Below are 18,955 nucleotides of genomic sequence, written 5' to 3'. Positions count from 1 at the left end.
AAATACCCCTCCCGGCAAAAACGGGCGGACCCTGCGGCATCAAGCTCCGGGTCGGCGTAATTCGAAACCCTCACCATCGATCCGGCGGTGAGGAGCGATGAGTCGAAACCGGTGCGCCGAGGGCGGGGACGGCATCAAACGGAGGATTGCTATGACCGATTATCTGAAGTTCTACATCAACGGCCAGTGGGTCGATCCGAGCCAGCCCAGGACGCTCGACGTCATCAATCCTGCGACCGAGGAGCCCTGCGCGCGCATCAGCATGGGCAACAAGCAGGACGTCGACAAGGCAGTCGCGGCGGCGAAGGCGGCCTTCCCGAAGTTCTCGACGACCACCCGTCAGGAGCGCATCGAGCTTCTGCAGTCGATCATGGCTGTCTATCAGAAGCGCTATGCGGAAATCGCCGCCGCCATCACGGCGGAAATGGGCGCCCCCGTGCAGCTCGCCCAGCGTGCCCAGGCGGCGATGGGTCTTGCCCACTTCAACACCAATCTCGAAATCCTCAAGACCTACGAATTCGAGCGCGACAAGGGCACCACGCGCATCGTGCGCGAGCCGGTCGGCGTCTGCGCCTTCATCACGCCGTGGAACTGGCCGATCAACCAGATCGCCTGCAAGGTCGCGCCGGCTCTCGCGGTCGGCTGCACCATGGTTCTGAAGCCGTCGGAAGTCGCGCCGATCAACGCCTATCTCTTCGCCGAGGTTCTGCATGAGGCGGGCGTCCCGGCGGGCGTCTTCAACCTCGTCAATGGCGACGGCGTCGATGTTGGTTCGCCGCTCTCCTCGCATCCCGATGTCGACATGGTGTCGTTCACGGGTTCGACCCGCGCGGGCATCCTCGTCTCCAAGGCCGCTGCCGACACGGTTAAGCGCGTGGCGCTCGAACTCGGCGGCAAGTCGGCCAACATCGTTCTGGACGACGCCGACTTCAACAAGGCGATCTCCAGCAGCGTCATGACCATGATGAGCAATTCGGGCCAGTCCTGTAACGCGCCTTCGCGCATGCTCGTTCCGGCGAGCCGTCAGGACGAGGCGATCGCGGTCGCCAAGGCTGCCGCCGAGAAGGTCAAGGCGGGCGATCCCAATGCCGAAGGCACGGTCATCGGTCCGGTGGTGAGCGAGGTCCAGTTCAACAAGATTCAGGGCCTCATCCAGAAGGGCATCGAGGAAGGCGCGACGCTGGTCGCGGGCGGTCTCGGCCGGCCGGAAGGTCTCAACAAGGGCTACTATGTCCGCCCGACGGTCTTCGCCAATGTCACCAACGACATGACGATCGCGCGCGAGGAAATCTTCGGCCCGGTGCTGGCGATCCTGCCCTACAAGGACGAGGAAGACGCCATCCGCATCGCCAATGAAACGGTCTATGGCCTGTCGGGCTATGTGCAGTCGGGTTCGGTTGAGCGCGCGCGTCAGGTGGCCTCGCGCCTGCGCACCGGCAACGTGCATCTGAACGGCGCGGGCCCGGACCTCAATGCGCCTTTCGGCGGCTACAAGCAGTCCGGCAATGGCCGCGAGTGGGGTGAGTTCGGCTTCGAGGAGTTCCTCGAGGTGAAGGCCGTGCTCGGCTACAACCCCGCCTGATTTCTGGTCCAAAGCCAGAGTTGACGAAGCCGGCGCCCCGAGGGCGCCGGCTTTTTCAATGGAAGACGTTGCGCTTCCGGGGCTCGGCCACCAGGAAGAAGACCATGGCGAAGGCTATGGCGAGCATGGACGTCGAAATCCAGAAGACGGCGGCATAGGAAGCCGCGCCCGCGATGAAGCCGCCGATGAGCGGTCCGATGGCGCTGGCGAAGGATGTGCCGGTGTTCAGCATGGCGATGCGCATGGCGAGATCCTCGCGCGCGCCGAATTCGAGGATCATGTTCTGCGTGCTGTTCTGGAAGCCGCCCTGGCCAGCGCCAAGGCCGGCAAAGACGATGGCGATGCCGATGAGCGAATGCGTTTCCATCAGGAGCACGGTGGAGACGGCCCAGAGGCCGACGGCGAGCAGGAAGACGATGCGGTTGCCGATGCGGTCGGCAAGCGCGCCCCAGACGAGGTTCATGCCCGTCTGCGCGAGCAGGAAGGCGGTCGAGAGGGCGCCGAGCGTCGTGCCGGAAAGGCCGATCGTTTCGCCGGCGAAGAGAATGTAGAAGGGTACGGCGAGCGTGCCGAGGGCCGCCGCCGAGGAAGCGACGCAGAAAAAGAGAAGCTCCCTGTCCTCGCGAAGAAGACCCGGAATTTCACGCAGGCGCAGGGCGAGGCTCGCGCGCGGCCGGACTTCGGGCGAATCCGGCTCCCTCACCATCAGGAGCATGGAGAGGCCCGCCGATGTGAGGACGAAGGCGGCGAGGAATGTCGTCGCATAGCCGTTGCCGAGCGCATGGGCCTCGACGAAATATTTGCCGCCGATATAGGCGACGCCGGCCGCGGTCAGTCCGGCGGCGAAATTGCGGAAGCCCGTCAGCCTTCCGCGCAGGCGCAAGGGAATGACCTTCGCCATCAGCAGCTGGAATATGACGGACTGGATGCCGTTGAAGAGGCCAAAAAAGCCGAGAAACACGCAGGCGAAGATCAGCGCCAGATGGTCGGGCAGAAAGTAGCCGCTGAGCGAGAGGCCGAGCACGCCGCCGCGCATGCCCCAGCCGACGAGGAGCCCCATGGGCAGCACGCGCTTTCGATGCTCGACGAGCGTCGCGCCGAGCGTCGCGGAAAGCGCGTTGCCGAGCCATTGCGAGGCGAGCGCGAGGCCGACGACGAATTCCGAGCCTGACAGAAGATAGATATAGGCCGGTACGAAGGTCGGCGCCGTTACAAGGCGGAAGCCGGTCTGGCCGAGCAGGCCGTGAGCGAGATTGGCCACATAATTGCGGGTGAGATTGCGCTCGACTTCGGCGTGGTACGCCTCTTCTGCCGCCTTGCGCTCTTGCGACCACACCGCAGGGTGGTTTGCCCCCCCATCCATGGTTCGATTCCTCTCTGCCGCGCGCGAATCTTCATCGGTCGGTTCCGGGGTTCGCTTCCGGCGGCGCGTCTTTATATCCCTGCTGACCGCGAGGGACCATCCGGTTTTATGCCGCCTTCGCGCGGCGCTCGGGGATTGCTCACGGCCTCAGCCATTCGATGCGCGCATGGGCGCCGGGGCCTTGCGCGAGTTTCGCCGCGAGCCAGGGCAGGAGATCGCGAAGCGTCCCCTCCAGCGTCCAGGGTGGGTTGATGGCGACGATGCCGCAGCCCGAAAGCCGCGCCGGATCGTCGGCGGCGCGAATCAGAAGTTCGGCGCGCAGCGTCTTGGGCGGGCCGTCCTCCGCAAGGCGGTCGAGGAACCGGCCGGAGACGCTCGGGTCCTTGACCGGATACCAGACGAGGTAGGTGCCGCTCGCCCAGCGCGTGAGCGCCTCGCCGAGCGCCGCGAGCAGGCGGTGGAATTCGTCACGCGCCTCGAAGGGCGGGTCGATGAGCACGAGGCCGCGCCGCTCGGGAGGCGGCAGCAGCGCCTTCAGCGCGGCATAGCCGTCGGTTTCATGGACCCTGACCGCGCGGTCGCGGCGAAAAAGGGCCTTGAGATCGGCGGCGTCATCCGGGTGAAGCTCGCAAAAGGCGAGGCGGTCGCCCGCGCGCGCGAGGCTGCGGGCAATGAGCGGCGATCCCGGATAGTGGCCGGGGTTCTCGCCCACGCAGCCAAGCTCCGCGAGCGTTGTGAGATAGGGCCGAAGCGCCGGATGGGGCGCGGGATCGCCGAGGATGCGCGCAATGCCGTCGCGGAATTCGCCCGTCTTCTGCGCCTCGATGCCGGTCAGGTCCGTCTCGCCCGTTCCGGCATGGGTGTCGAGCACGAAGAAAGGCTTTTCCTTCTGCCGCAGATGCTCGAGCGCGAGCACGAGGATCGCGTGCTTCATCACATCGGCGAAATTGCCGGCATGGTAGGCGTGGCGGTAGTTCACGATCGGCGCCTGTTGACGATGACAAGTCCGGCGAGTCCTGCGCCCGTGATCGCAGCGCCGGAGTAGAAGGTGACAGCGGGACCGTAGTTCTGCCACAGAGCGCCGGCAATGACACTTGCCGCAAGCAGCACGATGCCGCTTGCAAAATTGAACAGGCCGAAGGCGCTGCCGCGAAGGGCGGCCGGCGAGGCATCGGCGACGAGGGTGGCGAGAAGCCCTTGCGTGAGCCCCATATGGAGACCCCAGAATGCGACGCCACAAAAGACGGCGACGGGCGATGTGGCCTCGCCGAGCGTGATGTCGGCGACGATGAGCGGCACGAAGCCGAAGGCAAGGAGCGAGCGGCGGTCGAGCCTGTCGGCGAGGAGCCCGGCCGGATAGGCGGCGAGCGTATAGACGCCGCTCATGACGACCATCACCAGCGGAACATAGGTGACGGTGAGGCCCGTGCCCTGCGCGCGCAGGACGAGAAAGGCTTCCGAGAAGCGCGCGAGCGTGAGCACAGCGCCGACTGCGACGACTTCCCAATAGGCTCGCCCGAGGCCCTTGAGATCCGCGAGGCGGAAGGGCGCGCGCGGCGCGGCTTCCATGCGCGGGCGCTCCGGTTCGCGCACGGCGAGGATGAGAATGACGACGGAGAGGATGGCGGGCAGCGTTGCGATCCAGAAGACGGTTCTGATCCGGTCGGCGAAGATCGACATGAAAAGGATGGCGAGGAGAGGGCCAGCCACCGCACCCGCCGTGTCGAGCGCCTGGCGCAGCCCATAGGCCGCGCCGCGCTGGGCGGGGGCCACGAGATCGGCGACAAGCGCATCGCGCGGGGCGCCGCGAATGCCCTTGCCCACGCGGTCGATAAAACGCGCGGCGAGAACGGTGTCGATCGTCGTTGCGAGCGGGAAGAGCGGCTTCGTCAGCGCGGCGAGCCCGTATCCCGCGACGGCGAGCAGCTTGCGCTTGCCGATCCAGTCGCTGACAAGGCCGGAAAAGACTTTGGTGATCGATGCCGTCGCTTCGGCGATGCCCTCGATGATGCCGACAGACAGCATGCTCGCGCCGAGCGTCGTTACCAGAAAGACGGGGAGCAGGGCATGGACGAGTTCGGACGACATGTCCATGAAGAGGCTGACGAGACCCAGTGCCCAGATGCTCGCCGGCAGGCGACTGCTGCTCGTTGCGCCCGGTCTTCCGCCCGCCGTCATCGGGGGGTGTAGAGATACATGGCGGCGGGAACGCCCGCGAGCGCCAGCGCGAAAAGCGCAAGGGCGGGCCTTGCTCCCGCCACGCGGCCCGCAAAGGCGAGCGTGTAAACCGCCTTCAGGAAATTGTTCGCGGAGGCGGCGACGATGATTGCGGCGGCGGCGACATTGAAGTCGATTGCGCGCGCCGTTCCTTGCGCGAGGCTGAGGACGAAGGGGTCGATATCGGCGAAGCCCGCGAGCACGCCGAGCGCGAAGATGCCGCCCTGACCGAAGCGGATCTTCACCCAGCTCACCGCGATCGAAAGGGCGATGAAGAGGATGGCGAAGACGATGGCCGTGGAGAGTTCGAGCGGGTTCGTTGACGCGGCGGGGCGGTCCTCGCGGGTGCCGGCCGCGCCGCGTTCCGACCACAGGAGCCAGGCGCTCGCGGCGAGGCCGAGGGTGCAGAGAACGGAGATGGCGGGCAGGAGCTGAAATGCCAGTGTGGGGCTGAAGATGCCCACGACGACAAGGATGCGCAGAAACATGACGGCCGTGGCGAGCACGATGGCGGCCTGGGTTCGCGCGAGGGCGGTGGTCGCGGCGGCGGCGCGGCGGGAGAGCACCACCGTTGTCGCCGTCGAGGAATAGAGCCCGCCAAGGGCCGCCGAAATGAGAATGCCGTGACGCGGCGCGAGAAAGCGCTGCATGAGATAGCTGAGATAGGAAAGCGTCGAGACGGCGACGACGGCCAGCCAGACCTCATAGGGTGTGATGTCGGTGAGCGACGTTACCGGCTCGTTCGGCGCCAGCGGCAGAACGATGCCGATGACGATCAGGAATGTGGCGAGTGTCGTGAACTCCTCCGAGCCGAGCGTGGTCGCAAGCGCGTGGAGCCGGTCGCGCGCGCCGGTGAGGAGCACGGCGGCGACCGCGATGCCGACGGCCACCCAGAGCGGCTGCGCAAGGGCGATGGGGCCGAGGAGAAAGGCGAGGATGTTGCCGACGGGGGCCATGATGCCCGCGTCGAGCCGCCGGTCGCCTCCGCTGCCGTCTTCCTCCGCTTCCGCATGCTGATGGACGAGGCGCTCGCGATAATAGACGGTGAGCCATGCCCCCAGTATCACGAGGCCGCCGAGCAGCAGCAGCCCATGCGCGGGGTCGAGCGCATAGAGCAGCGCGCCCGCGAGCGCCAGCAGCGGAAAGGTGCGCACGCCGCCCGGCGGCTTGATGCGGCTGCGGATGAAATATTGCTCGAAGGCGAGGCCGAAGAAGAAGCCGAGCGCGAGCAGGACGGCCAGACGCTCCGGCTCGAGCGGGAAGGCCGGGGAAGGCGGCGTCATCTGGCGATCCGATCGTTTTCGAGAAATGCGGGATCGAAGGAAAAGACGATCTCGCGATCGGGCACCGTCAGCTTGGCCTTCTTGCCGTCATAGTCGATGCGGCTCAGCAGGTCGCGCATCACATTGAGCCGGGCTTCGCGTTTCCGGTTGGCCGAGACGACATACCAGGGCGCATGAAGCGTGTGCGTGCGGGCGAACATCACGTCGCGGGCGCGGCTGTAATCCGCCCAGTGCTTCAGCGCCGCATTGTCGACGGGCGAAAGTTTCCACTGTTTCAGCGGGTCCTTGCGGCGGTCCTCGAGCCGCTTCTTCTGCTCGTCGCGGGTGATGTCGAGATAGTATTTGAAGAGTGTGATGCCGGCTCCCTTGAGCATTTCCTCGAAGGAGGGAACGGTGGCGAGAAACTCCTCGCGCTCCTTCTCGGTGCAATAGCCCATGACGGGCTCGACGCCGGCGCGGTTGTACCAGCTCCGGTTGAAGAACACGATTTCCTGCGCCGCCGGGAGGTAGCGCGCATAGCGCTGGAAATACCACTGGCTCGTTTCGCGGTCGGAGGGCTTGCCGAGTGCGACGATACGCGTTTCGCGCGGGCTCAGATGTTCGGTGATGCGCTTGATGGTGCCGTCCTTGCCGGCGGCGTCGCGCCCCTCGAAGATCACGAGCAGCTTGCGATTGTTGGCGATGACATCCTTGTGGAGTTTCACGAACTCGACCTGCAGCTCGTAAAGCTCCTTCTTGTAGAGGTCATCGTCGTTTTCGTCGTTCGGGTCCCGGAAACCGGCGTTCTTCTTTCCGGCCTTGCCCGCCTTTTTCAGCTTGTCTGCCATGGCAAGCCTCGATCACCCTGCGTTGTGCCTTCAGAGTAGTGCGTCGGCGGCGTTTTCAGAAGGGGCATTCATGCGGCGCCCTTGCCGTTCGGGCGCGGCTTCATTTCCACTTGCGGGTTGCGCGGCAAAATTTCTCTGATATGTAATGTTATAACATTTCAGAAAAGGAGCGATGTGTCATGCGCCGGGGGTTTGCTGTTTCGATCGGTCTCGGTCTTTCCGTCGTCTGGTCCGCTCCGGCCGTCGCGCAGGACGATGTGCCGGAGCTGGTGGTGACCGCCGCGCCCTGGGCTTCGCCGCTCGACGAACTTGCAATGCCGGTGACCGTCGTCGGGCGCGACCGGATCGTGGAAAGCGGCGCGTCGACGCTCGGCGCGCTCCTTGCCGATGCACCCGGAATGGCGCAATCCTCCTTCGCGGGCGGCGCGAGCCGGCCCATCATTCGCGGGCTCGACAATGCGCGTGTTCAGATCCTCGAAAACGGTCTGGGCGGCAATGGCGTCTCGACGGTGAGCGAGGATCATGCCGTGCCGATCGATCCCTTCAGCGCGACGAAGGTCGAAGTGATCCGCGGTCCGGCGACGCTGCGCTATGGATCGCAGGCAATCGGCGGCGTGGTCGATGTCATCAATTCGCGCATCCCGTCATCGGTGCCGGCAGGCGGGCTGAAAGGCGAGGTGACGGCAGGCTATGGCACCGCCGACAAGGGACGGCAGGCGGCAGGACTGGTGGAGGCCGCGGCCGGTCCCATCGTCTGGCATCTCGATGCCTTCGACAGGAAGACCGAGGATTACCGCATTCCCGGCGATCCGTCGCGGCAGGCCATGACATGGTCGAATGCGAAGGGCGTGGCGGGCGGCGCGTCCGTGTTCTTCGATCAGGGATATGCCGGCGCCTCGATCTCGCATTACGGCAGCCGGTACGGCATTCCGGTGCCGGACGATCTGCTCGACCCGACATTGATCGACATGACCCAGACGAAAATGCAGGCGGCAGCGGAATTCGACGATCTTGGAAGCCTGTTTGAAACGCTTCGCCTCACCGGCGGCTACAGCAACTATCATCACGACGAGGTCGGCGCGCAGTCGGGCGATGTCGGCTCGCAATTCGACGACCGCTTGTGGGAGGGGCGGGCGGAGCTCCTGCACGGCGAGCCCGGCTCCATCACCGGCGCATTCGGCATTCATGCGGTTCGGCACCATCTGAACGCCGGCGGCGAGGGTGGCGAACTGCTCGCCCCGACCGACAGGACGATGCTCGCCATGTTCCTCTTCGAGGAGATGCCGCTTGCCCGTGCGCTCAGGCTTCAGCTCGGCGCCCGCGCGGAGCGGGTCGTCGTCAATGGCGGGGCGCTCGATGAGGCGACATTGGCCGTCGATCGGGTCGAGCGGAGCTTCGTGCCGCTCAGCGGCTCCGCGGGGCTGGTGTGGACGCCCGGTGGAGACTGGGTGGTGGGCGCGACCGCGCAGCTTTCGCAGCGAGCCCCCGAGGCGGCCGAGCTTTTCTCGAAGGGCCCGCATGAGGCGACCGGCACCTTCGAGATCGGCGACCCGATGCTCGGCAAGGAGACGGCCTTCTCGACCGAATTGTCGCTGCGCCGCGAGGGCAAACGCTCATCCTTCGAGGCCGCGGTCTATCAGACGAGGTTCCGCGACTACATTCTGAAGGCGCTGACGGGCGAGAGCTGCGACGACACCTACGACAGCTGCACGAATGTGCCGGGCGGCACGGGCGACGAACTCGATCAGCTCCGCTTCAGCGCAAGGGGCGCGACCTTCCGCGGCGTCGAGATCGGCGGCCGCAGGGCGCTTGCGGAAGCCGGAGAAGGGATCATCGGCGTCGACGGGCAGTTCGACTTCGTGCGCGCCACGCTCGATGAGGGCGGCAATGTGCCCCGCATTCCGCCAATGCGCATCGGCGCCGGCATCTATTACGAGGCGGACCTGCTGGCGGCCCGGCTCGGCTTTCTCCACGCCTTCAACCAAAAGAGGCTCGGGCCGGGCGAAACGGAAACCGCCGGCTATACGCGCGTCAATGCGGAGCTTCGCTATCGGCCTTCAAGGTCTCTCACCGGCGGGACGGCGGTCGAGCTTGCGCTCATCGGCGACAATCTTCTCAACGACGACGTCCGCAACCATGTCTCGTTTAAGAAGGACGGAATGATGCTTCCGGGGCGAAGCATCCGTTTCGTGGCGCTTGCAAGGTTCTAGGGGATCGACGTCGATCCGGGCCCTGTCCGCCGTCCCGTAACCGAATTTTAGCTATCACTTCCTTATAACGGTCGGGATCAGTGTGTCCGCCGGGAGAGCGTTCGTGCCTTCTTCATCCGGCGGATGAGAGGGGATTTCCAGGCCAAGCATGGTGCGATCGGCTCCACAGCGCGGCACCGGCCACGAGGGCGGACGCAACGATGCCTCCGTTCCATCGGAGGATCGGTCGAAAGCCGGAGCGCGCGTCGCGCTCGCGGAGGGCGCTCGCCTGGCGTTCCGCCGCCTCACAACCCGATTTTTCCTCGCGCTGCGCGTGAAGGTCGTCATCCTGCTCGGACTGGCCGCCCTCATCATGCTCGCCGCGAGCGGCCTCCTCGTCTTTCATGTCTATGACAGCGAGGCAGGCGAGCGCATGCATACGCGCGCGGTCATCGTCACGGACATGCTCGCATCCGCCATCGGCACGAGCGACGGAGACGCCGATCTGCGCGATCTCGTTTCGCGCATGGCGGAGCAGTCGCATGTCGATGCCGTCGCCATCATCGATGAAGGCGGGCGGGTCATCGCCGCATCGAAGGATGAAGGGGACGGCTTTTCGGCGAGCCCGATTTCCGGGCGCGACCTGCGGCAATTCCTTGCCGAGGGGGCGGCAGCGCTCCGGCCTGTCGAGACGGCCGGTCCCGGCCTTGCCGCGTTTCTGCGTCGCGTCTCGCTCCCCGGCGGCGAGGCGGCCGCCGTCTTCATTCGTCTCGATCAGGCCGCGCTCGTCGAAAGCCTGAAGGCGAAGGCCTGGAACGTTCTCGTATGGCTCACGGGTGCGATCATCGTCGGCATGGTGACGGTGTCGCTCCTCATGCAGCGGATCGTCGTCGGGCCCATCGAGGCGCTGCGGAATTTCGCCGAGCGGCGCGAGCTCATGCCCGACCTGCCTTCCTCAGGCCCCGCCGATGAAATCGCGATCGTGGCGAGTGCGCTTGCAAATTCGTTCAAGGCCACGAGCGCGAGCGAAAGCCGGCTCGCCAGCCTCGCCCATACCGACGGCCTGACGGGCCTCGGCAACTGGAGCTTTCTCAAATCGCGCCTTGCCGAGGAGATCGCGGAAGCGGCCCGCACCGGCGAGACCATCGCCGTGATGATCCTCAATCTCGACAAGTTCAAGGATATCAACGACACGCTCGGCCACGATTCCGGCGACGCGATCCTCCAGCGCACGGCGGACATATTGCGAGGTTGCCAGAAGCCGGGCGACATCGTCGCGCGGCTCGGCGCGGACGAATTCGGCGTCGTCATCCGCGGGGCCATGTCCTCCGACGAGGCGGTGGAATATGCCAATCGCTTCATTCGCGCGGTCGGCGTGCCCTTCCGCATCGGCGCGCAGGAAATCCATCAGACGGCCTGTGTGGGGCTCACGCTCTATCCGCAGGATGCGCGCGACCCGGACGTCCTTCTCAAGAATGCCGATCTCGCGCTTTCGCGGGCCAAGTTCGAGGGGTCGGGCGCCTGCGTGCTCTATCGTCACGAGTTGCACCTGCGGGTGATGGAGCGCAATTCCATCGAGCGCGATCTTCGCGCGGCGCTCGCGCAGAAGCAGTTCGTGCTCTACTACCAGCCTAAGGTCGACATCACCTCCGGCCGCATCAGCGGGGCAGAGGCGCTCATCCGCTGGCAGCATCCCGAGCGCGGGCTCATCGCACCCGATCTCTTCGTGCCTGTGGCCGAGCGTTGCGGCTTCATCGGCGATCTGACGCGGTGGGTGCTCGAGGAAGCGTGCAGGCAGAACCGCGCCTGGCAGGATGCGGGGCTTCCAAAGGTCGGCATCGCGGTCAACGTATCGGCGGTCGATCTTCGCCGGCCGGATCTCAGCGACATGGTGGCCAACACGCTCGTGCGCCACGCCATTTCGCCGCAATATCTCGAACTCGAAGTGACCGAGAGCATGGTGATGCGCGATGTCGATGTGGTCATCGGCACCTTGCGGCGCCTGCGCAGCCTCGGCGTCGGCATCGGCATCGACGATTTCGGCACGGGCTATTCCTCACTCGCCTATCTCAAGAGATTTCCGGTGAAGCGGCTCAAGATCGACCGCAGCTTCGTGCGCGACATCGCGGATACGCGCGACGGGAAAATCATTCCGAAGGTCATCATAGATCTTGCGCACAGCCTCGGCCTCAACGTGCTCGCGGAGGGCGTGGAAAATGTGGCGCAGCTCGAAATCCTGCGCGCACTGGGTTGCGACGAGGCGCAGGGCTATTTTCTCGGCCGGCCGATGCCGGCGGCCGAGTTCGAGGTCTTCCTCCGCCATTCGCCGAACGGGCTCCATCCCGTGGAGGAACTGCGCGACGTCATGACCATCGCGGCAAGCAAGGGCTCGCCCCGCAGGCAGGGCGTGCCCGGCTCGGCGGCCTGATCCGAAAGCTTGCTCCCGGTTGACGCAGGGGCTGCCTGTTGCGGCCGGCGCAAGTTTCGCGCGGCTTTACGCGCGGCGTTCCCAAGCTACATTCTGCATGAAACAAGACATGCATCCGCCCTCGCGCAAAGTCCGGGGCGGGCGAACGATGTTGCAGGAGGATGTGATGGATCTTGCGTATGGTCCCGAATATGAGGCATTCCGGCAGGAGGTGCGCGACTTCATCGCGAAGCATCGCGACAGGGCGCCGCGCCGTTTCGGCGTGTCGCGTCCCTCGGGCGATTCTCTCGAATGGCAGCGCCTCCTGATCGAGCATGGCTATGCCGCGCGCACGATCCCCAAGGAATATGGCGGCTATGGCGCCGAGCCCGACATTCTGAAATCGCGGATCATCGCGGAGGAATTTTCGAGCGCGGGCGTGCCCATGGGCCTCGCCAACCAGGGCATTTCCATGCTGGTTCCGACGCTGCTCGAACTCGGCACCGAGGAGCAGAAGAAGAAATGGATCGCGCCGACGCTTCGCGGCGAGGTGGTCTGGTGCCAGGGCTATTCGGAGCCGGGCTCCGGCTCCGATCTCGCCTCTCTGCAGACGAAGGCGGTGGAGGATGGCGACGATTTCGTCATCAACGGCCAGAAGATCTGGACCTCGACGGCGCATGCGGCCGACATGATCTTCTGTCTCGTGCGCACCGAGCCCGACAAGCCGAAGCATGAGGGCATTTCCTATCTCATCTTCTCGATGAAGACGCCCGGCATCGAGGTGCGGCCGCTGAAGACGATGACGGGCCATGCCGAGTTCAACGAGGTCTTCTTCACCGATGTGCGCGTGCCGAAGAAGGATATCGTCGCGGGCCGCGGGCAGGGCTGGTATGTCGCCAATGCGACGCTCAAGCATGAGCGCGGAATGCTCGGCGATCCCAATCAGGCGGGAACGCGGCTGAAGGAGATCGTCGCGCTCATGCATGAGGAAACGCTCGATGGCGAGCGCCTCATCGACAATCCGCTGTTCCGCGACCGGCTGCTTCAGTTGCAGGCGCGCGTCTTCGCCATGCAGTTTCACGGGCTGCGCCTTCTGACGGCGTCGGCGAAGAAGGAGGATGCTGGCATCGCGCGGCTCATCGTGAAGCTGCAGGGCTGCGAACTCAATCATCAGCTCGCCGCGCTTGCCATCGACGCGCTCGGGGAACTCGGCGTTCTCTATGGCGACAGTCCGCGCCTGCGCGCGCATGGTGCGTGGCAGCATCGCTACATGTTCGATCTCGGCCTCATCATCGGCGGGGGAACGGCGCAGATTCAGAAGAACATCATTTCGGAGCGCGGCCTTGGCATGCCCCGCGAACCGAAGCTCGCAAAAGCCTGAGGAGAGCGGGACATGGAATTCGGACTTTCGGAAGACCAGAGGCTGATGCAGGAGAGCGTCGGCAGGACGCTCGAAAAAGTCTCGCCCCTCGAGCGCGTGCGCAAGGCCGCGGATGGCGGTGAGGATTACGCCCGCGATGTCTGGCAGGCGCTGGTCGAACTCGGCGTGTCGGGCATGCTCATCCCCGAGGCCGAAGGGGGGATGGGGCTCGGCCTGCTCGATGCCGCGCTCGTCTCCGAGGCGCTCGGCCGGCATGTCGCGCCGGTGCCCTTCCTCGCCAGCGGCGTCATGGCGCCGGTCGCGCTCCTGGGCGCAGGCAGCAGGGCGCAGCAGGAGGCGTACCTGCCGAAGCTCGCGGCGGGCGAGGTGATCGCCGGCGTCGCGATTTCCGAGCGGGCGTCTGGCGCCCGCGACAAAGCGGGCGTGACGGCGCGCAACGGAAAGCTCAACGGCACGGCGCTCTTCGCGGTCGATTTCGGCGGCGCGGATTTCTTCATCGTGGGCGACCGGGAAGGCGGCCTTCATCTCGTCCGGGCGGACGCGCCGGGCCTCGCGCGCAAGCGGCTGACGACCATCGACCTCACGCGCTCCATCGGTGAACTCGGCTTCAGCGATGTCGAGGCCGAGCCGCTCGCCTCCGGCGATGTGGCGGCGACGTCGCGCCGCATGCTCGATGCGGGCCGCGTCATGCTTGCCGCCGATACGCTCGGCGCGGGCTGGATGATGATCGACAAGGCGGTCGACTACGCCAAGGAGCGCAAGCAGTTCGGCCGCGTCATCGGTTCGTTCCAGGCGGTGAAGCATATGTGCGCCGAAATGGCGGCGGAGCTCGAGCCCGGCCGCTCGCTCGTCTGGTATGCGGCGCATGCCTTCGATGCGATCCCCGGCGAGGCGTCGCTGATGGCGGCGCATGCCAAGGCGCATCTGGCCGAGGTCGGCCGCTTCGTCGCCCGCACCGCGACCGAGGTGCATGGCGGCATGGGCTTCACTGATCTTCTCGGGCTGCATTACTGGTTCAAGCGCATCGGCCTCGACCGGCAGCTGCTCGGCTCGCCCGAGCGCGCGCGGCATGACGCGGCCGTGCTGCAGGGCTGGGCGGCGGACTGACGAAACTGCCGCATCGACGCAAATCCTTGCATTGAATGGCTCGTGGCAGGCGTTATCAATGTCACGGGCCATTCGATAGCGTCTGGCCGGAGCGTCGGGGGATGCCGGTCATGGGGAAAGCGGGCGAGGTCTTCGGAATCTTTCTGAGGCTCGGCCTCACTTCCTTTGGCGGGCCCATCGCGCATCTGGGCTATTTTCGCGCCGAATTCGTCGAACGCCGCCGCTGGCTCGACGATCGCGCCTATGCCGATCTCGTCGCGCTGGCGCAGTTCCTGCCGGGGCCGTCGAGCAGCCAGGTCGGCATGGGGCTCGGCCTCATGCACGCGGGGCTGCCCGGCATGGCGGCGGCCTGGGCGGGCTTCACGCTTCCATCGGCCATGGCGCTCATCGCCGTCGCCTATGGCGCCTCGCTTCTTGAAGGCGATGTTGCACGCGGCATCACGCATGGGCTGATGCTCGCCGCTGTCGGCGTCGTCGCACAGGCGGTCATCCAGATGGGGCGGGCACTGACGCCGGACGCGCCTCGGCTGGCGCTTGGCGCCGGTGCGGCCGTGGTGGCGCTCCTCTCGCCCGGCGCGCTGACGCAGATCGGCGTTCTCCTGGCGGGCGGGCTCATCGGGCTTGCCGTGCTGAAGCCCGCGGCGCCCGGCGATCATGTGCCGCTGCAGGTTGCGATCAGCCGCAAGGCGGGCGCGCTGGCGCTCGCGCTCTTCTTCCTGTTTCTCCTCGTCCTGCCGCTGCTTGCGGCTCGAGGCGGGCCGGGTCTCCAGCTCTTCGATATTTTCTTCCGGGCGGGCTCGCTCGTCTTTGGCGGTGGCCATGTCGTGCTGCCGCTTCTCGAAACCGGGCTCGTGCCGCGCGGCTTCATCGAGCGGGATGTGTTCCTTGCCGGCTATGGCGCGGCGCAGGCGGTTCCCGGCCCGCTTTTCAGCTTCGCGGCCTATGTCGGCGCGGCGCTCAGCGAAGGGCCGCGCGGCCTCATTGGCGCGGCCATCTGCCTTGCCGGCATGTTCGCGCCCTCCTTCCTACTCGTGCCGGGGGCCATGCCGTTCTGGGTCCGCCTGTCGCATCTCATGCCCGCACGCGCGGCGATGATGGGCGTCAACGCGGCCGTGGTCGGCATCCTCGCCGCGGCCTTCTACGACCCCATCGTGACAACGGCCATTCGCGTGCCAGCCGATGCGGGGATCGCGCTTCTCGCCTGGGGGGCGCTTTCGTTCACACGACTGCCGGTCTGGACCATCGTTCTTCTTTGCGGCGGCGCCGGTATCCTCGTTTCGTGAGTGTGCGAACTGCTCTATTGATGAGTTGGCGGCAGCAGGCCGCCGGTGCTTCGGGATGACAGCCCATGTATATCGGATATGCCGCAGCCTTCCTGACGACGGTTTCCTTCCTGCCTCAGGCCTGGAAGACGATCAAAACCCGGAACACGGACGGAATCTCGGTGCTGATGTATCTCTGCATGGTGATCGGCGTCTTCTTCTGGCTCGTCTATGGCGTGCTGCTTGGCGATGTGGCGCTCATCGCGGCCAATGCGCTCACCTTCGTCTTCGCGCTGCCGATCCTTCTCATCGCGCTCGCCAACCAGTCGAAACGCCGCCGCGACCCTTGCTGACGCGACGTTCGCCGTTCCGCGCGATGTCGTGACTTGCGCGATGGCGCGGTGCCTGATTGCATAGCGCCACCGACATTCAGAAACGGGCTATTCCGGGAGGACAAAATGCGCGCTGCCATATTCCGCGATGGCGATCTCGTCGTCGATACGATGCCGGAGCCAAAGCCCGGCGACGGGCAGGTCCTGGTCAAGACGCTGGCCTGCGGCATCTGTGGCTCGGACCTTCATGCGTTCCATCACGCGCATCACATGGTCGATGCGGCGAAGCGCTCGGGCTCGAGCTTCGTGATGGACCTCAAGCGCGACATCGTGTTCGGACACGAGTTCTGCGCCGAGATCCTCGATCACGGGCCCAACACGCAGAAGACGCTGAAGCCAGGCACGCGGGTCTGCTCGGTGCCGATTGCGGTCACGGTGGCGGGCGAGAAGGCGAAAGTGCATCCGGTCGGCTATTCCAACGAGATGCCGGGCGGCTTCGCCGAGAACATGGTGCTGAACGAGATGCTGCTTCTCGAAGTTCCGAACGGTCTGTCGGCGGAGCATGCGGCGCTGACCGAGCCGATGGCGGTCGGATGGCACGCTGTGCAGAAGGCGCGGCTCACCAAGGAGGACATTCCCCTCGTCATCGGCTGCGGGCCGGTTGGGCTCGCCGTCATCGCGGGGCTCAAGATCGCGGGCGTCGGGCCGATCATCGCGGCCGATTTCAGCCCGGCGCGGCGCAAGCTCGCCGAGCGCATGGGTGCCGACCTCGTGGTCGATCCGGCCGAACATTCGCCCTACAAGCGCTGGACCGAGGAGGCGACGCCCGAAGGCTATGACCCCACAAGCGTCATCTCCATTCTCGGCCTCGGGCCCAAGATGCGCCCAGCGGTGATCTTCGAATGTGTCGGCGTGCCGGGCATCATCCAGCAGATGCTCGAAGGCGCGCCGCGCGAGGCGCGCATCGTCGTCGTCGGTGTCTGCATGGAGCAGGACCGCATCGAGCCCTTCTTCGGCATCAACAAGGAAATCAACATGCAATTCGTGCTCGGCTATACGCCGGACGAATTCGCGTTGACCCTTCGCCACATCGCCGAAGGACAGATCGAGGTCGCGCCGCTCGTCACCGGGCAGGTCGGCGTCGAGGGCGTGAAGCAGGCTTTCTCCGATCTCGCCAATCCCGAGCAGCACGCCAAGATTCTCGTCGAGCCCTGGCGCTGACGGGCGGGCGTTGACGGGCGGGCGCTTGCTGCCCGTCAGGCGCTGCGGATCGAGCCCATGAACTGACGCACTTCGTGCCCGAGCGTGGCGACCTCGCTCGCCAGCTCGGCCGCGGAGTGTGCGACCGCTTCGGCGGTCCTCACCGTCTCGCCCGTATCGGCGCGGACTGTATCGACCGTCCTTGCCGCCTCGCCGGTGCTTTCGGCGGCGACATGGGTGCTTCTCGTGATTTCTCCCGTCGCCGCGTTCTGCTCCTGAACGGCGGCGGCGATGGCCTGGCTCATCTCGCTGATGCTGGAGATGCGGCCGCGGATCGAGGCGATGGCGCCGACGGTCTGCTCGGTGACGCACTGGATGGCGTTGATCTGCGTCGAGATGCCTTCGGTCGCCTGCGCCGTCTGATTGGCGAGGGTCTTCACCTCGGCGGCGACCACGGCGAAGCCGCGCCCCGCTTCGCCGGCGCGTGCGGCCTCGATCGTCGCATTGAGGGCGAGCATGTTCGTCTGCATGGCGATGCTGGTGATGAGCTCGATCACCTCGCTGATGCGCTGGGCGCTTTCGGAAAGGTTCTGGACGGTCCGGTCGGCGGCTTCCGCCTCGGCAACCGCCTCGCTCGCGATCTCGGTCGACCGGGCGACCTGCCGCGCAATCTCCCCGATCGAACTCGACAGTTGCTCGGCCGCGGATGCGACGGTCTGAACGCTTGTCGAGGCGAGGTTGGTTTCATTGGCGACGCTTCCGGCGAGATCGTCGGTCTTGTGCGCGGAGGCGACCATCGCTTCGGCAGTCGACTTCACCTCGACCGAGCGCTCGCCGATGGAGCTGACGACGCGGCCGACCATGGCCTCGAAATCATCGGCAAGGCGCGTGCGCTCCTGCCTGCGCTCCTGGCTGGCGCGCCGCTCATCCTCGACCCGCTGATGCGAGAGGCGCGTGGCCTCGGCTTCGGCGGCGGTGGCGCGGGCGACCGCCTCGTCGGCGTTCCCGATCGCCTGTTCCATGTGGAAGGCGCCGTAGATGAGCGCCGCCGTCTCCACGACGACGATGACGGCGTGGGTGAGGACGCGGCTGAAATCGGCGCCGCCGGGCCAGAGCATTTCGGGCAGGAAGAAATTGAGCGCGAGGTGGTGGATCGCGACGGCCGCCGCCGAAACGACGATCGCGCGCCAGTCGACCAGCGTGACGAGCATGGCGAGCGCTGCCATGAAATAGAGATGGAGGTCGATCTGCAGCGCCTTGCCCCGGAATTCGTCGACCAGCAGCATGGCCATGATCATGAGGCTCACGGAGGCGAGCATCCGCGTCGGCATGCCTTGCGGGTTTGCCCGCCAGACGGCGGTTGCGAGCGCGGCGAAGACGGCGGCGCCGATCGTCGCCGACATCCATGGCACGCCGAACCAGATTCCGCCGAGCGCGAGCAGCGGCACATGCAGCCACAGATAGGCGATCAGGAAGCGAAGCGAGTTGAGGCGGATGCGGTCGATCGTTGACATGGGCCTAATCCAGAACGGTTTTTGCCGGAGAGAGCGGGGAGAGAGCTTGCCTGCGCGGCAGGAGGCAGTCGCCCACCCCCAGCGCATCGAGAGGAAAGAGCGCGCCGATCTTCCACAGCGCGGGGAGCGACCAGCCATGCTCGAAGCGGGCGATGACGATGTTCTCGGCGGCGCCGATGCGCATGATGCGGGCATCGATCTCGGCTAGTCTCGCCGCCGCCTCGGGAAAGCCGGTGCCGGGCATGAAGACGACGGCGACGCTCGCGGCGCCGGGCCGGGGCGCGGCGGCGC

Annotated in this window: 15 protein-coding genes; 8 read left to right on the top strand and 7 right to left on the bottom strand. The window is 66.0% G+C overall.

All coding sequences use genetic code 11. The features are described 5' to 3' along the window. Positions 1 to 151: 151 nt before the first annotated feature. Positions 152 to 1,582 (top strand): aldehyde dehydrogenase family protein, encoded by a 1,431-nt coding sequence (locus tag WBG82_RS05055; RefSeq protein WP_424422167.1) that lies wholly within the window; start codon positions 152 to 154, stop codon positions 1,580 to 1,582. 55 nt (positions 1,583 to 1,637) lie between these two features. On the opposite strand, the gene WBG82_RS05050 is transcribed toward WBG82_RS05055, so the two are convergent. From WBG82_RS05050 to ppk2, 5 genes are all read right to left on the bottom strand, one after another. After that, entirely contained in the window at positions 1,638 to 2,945 is a 1,308-nt protein-coding gene (locus WBG82_RS05050; protein WP_424422164.1) for an MFS transporter, read from the bottom strand. Positions 2,946 to 3,084: 139 nt separating this feature from the next. Continuing rightward, positions 3,085 to 3,924 carry a 23S rRNA (adenine(2030)-N(6))-methyltransferase RlmJ gene (locus WBG82_RS05045; RefSeq protein WP_424422162.1) on the bottom strand — a complete coding sequence of 280 codons (840 nt, stop codon included), beginning with the start codon at positions 3,922 to 3,924 and terminating at the stop codon, positions 3,085 to 3,087. Then, positions 3,921 to 5,123 (bottom strand): MFS transporter, encoded by a 1,203-nt coding sequence (locus WBG82_RS05040; protein ID WP_424422160.1) that lies wholly within the window; start codon positions 5,121 to 5,123, stop codon positions 3,921 to 3,923. The genes WBG82_RS05045 and WBG82_RS05040 overlap by 4 nt, the downstream gene beginning before the upstream one ends. Beyond that, positions 5,120 to 6,445 (bottom strand): MgtC/SapB family protein, encoded by a 1,326-nt coding sequence (locus WBG82_RS05035; protein ID WP_424422158.1) that lies wholly within the window; start codon positions 6,443 to 6,445, stop codon positions 5,120 to 5,122. Before WBG82_RS05035 ends, WBG82_RS05040 begins: the two co-directional genes overlap by 4 nt. After that, on the bottom strand, positions 6,442 to 7,272 hold the full coding sequence (gene ppk2, locus WBG82_RS05030; RefSeq protein ID WP_424422156.1) for a polyphosphate kinase 2: 831 nt from the start codon (positions 7,270 to 7,272) through the stop codon (positions 6,442 to 6,444). The genes WBG82_RS05035 and ppk2 overlap by 4 nt, the downstream gene beginning before the upstream one ends. Positions 7,273 to 7,451: 179 nt before the next feature. On the opposite strand from ppk2, the gene WBG82_RS05025 reads away from it, so the two are divergent. The 7 genes from WBG82_RS05025 to WBG82_RS04995 all read left to right on the top strand — a co-directional run bounded on the left by WBG82_RS05025 (position 7,452) and on the right by WBG82_RS04995 (position 17,171). Continuing rightward, on the top strand, positions 7,452 to 9,482 hold the full coding sequence (locus tag WBG82_RS05025; RefSeq protein WP_424422153.1) for a TonB-dependent receptor: 2,031 nt from the start codon (positions 7,452 to 7,454) through the stop codon (positions 9,480 to 9,482). A 148-nt stretch (positions 9,483 to 9,630) separates the two neighbouring features. After that, entirely contained in the window at positions 9,631 to 11,889 is a 2,259-nt protein-coding gene (locus WBG82_RS05020; RefSeq protein ID WP_424422151.1) for a putative bifunctional diguanylate cyclase/phosphodiesterase, read from the top strand. Between the two features lie 166 nt (positions 11,890 to 12,055). Further along, positions 12,056 to 13,249 (top strand): acyl-CoA dehydrogenase family protein, encoded by a 1,194-nt coding sequence (locus WBG82_RS05015; protein WP_424422148.1) that lies wholly within the window; start codon positions 12,056 to 12,058, stop codon positions 13,247 to 13,249. A gap of 12 nt (positions 13,250 to 13,261) precedes the next feature. Next, entirely contained in the window at positions 13,262 to 14,356 is a 1,095-nt protein-coding gene (locus tag WBG82_RS05010; protein ID WP_424422146.1) for an acyl-CoA dehydrogenase family protein, read from the top strand. Between the two features lie 110 nt (positions 14,357 to 14,466). Next, positions 14,467 to 15,639 carry a chromate efflux transporter gene (gene chrA / locus WBG82_RS05005; RefSeq protein WP_424422144.1) on the top strand — a complete coding sequence of 391 codons (1,173 nt, stop codon included), beginning with the start codon at positions 14,467 to 14,469 and terminating at the stop codon, positions 15,637 to 15,639. Between the two features lie 65 nt (positions 15,640 to 15,704). Beyond that, complete coding sequence (locus tag WBG82_RS05000) at positions 15,705 to 15,971, top strand: SemiSWEET transporter (RefSeq protein ID WP_424422142.1); 267 nt, start codon at positions 15,705 to 15,707, stop codon at positions 15,969 to 15,971. A gap of 105 nt (positions 15,972 to 16,076) precedes the next feature. Further along, the gene (locus WBG82_RS04995) at positions 16,077 to 17,171 is read left to right on the top strand and encodes a zinc-binding dehydrogenase (protein ID WP_424422139.1); all 1,095 of its coding nucleotides are present in this window, start codon (positions 16,077 to 16,079) and stop codon (positions 17,169 to 17,171) included. A 35-nt stretch (positions 17,172 to 17,206) separates the two neighbouring features. On the opposite strand, the gene WBG82_RS04990 is transcribed toward WBG82_RS04995, so the two are convergent. Together WBG82_RS04990 and WBG82_RS04985 are read right to left on the bottom strand one after the other, a co-directional pair. Continuing rightward, complete coding sequence (locus tag WBG82_RS04990) at positions 17,207 to 18,664, bottom strand: methyl-accepting chemotaxis protein (protein WP_424422137.1); 1,458 nt, start codon at positions 18,662 to 18,664, stop codon at positions 17,207 to 17,209. 4 nt (positions 18,665 to 18,668) lie between these two features. After that, positions 18,669 to 18,955, bottom strand: a 287-nt coding sequence (locus tag WBG82_RS04985) for a hypothetical protein (protein WP_424422135.1), incomplete at its 5' end; no start/stop codon positions are given.

It is taken from the genome of Parvibaculum sp., from assembly GCF_049671045.1.
Taxonomy (GTDB): Bacteria; Pseudomonadota; Alphaproteobacteria; order Parvibaculales; family Parvibaculaceae; genus Parvibaculum.
This window is presented reverse-complemented; position numbering and strand designations above follow the sequence as displayed.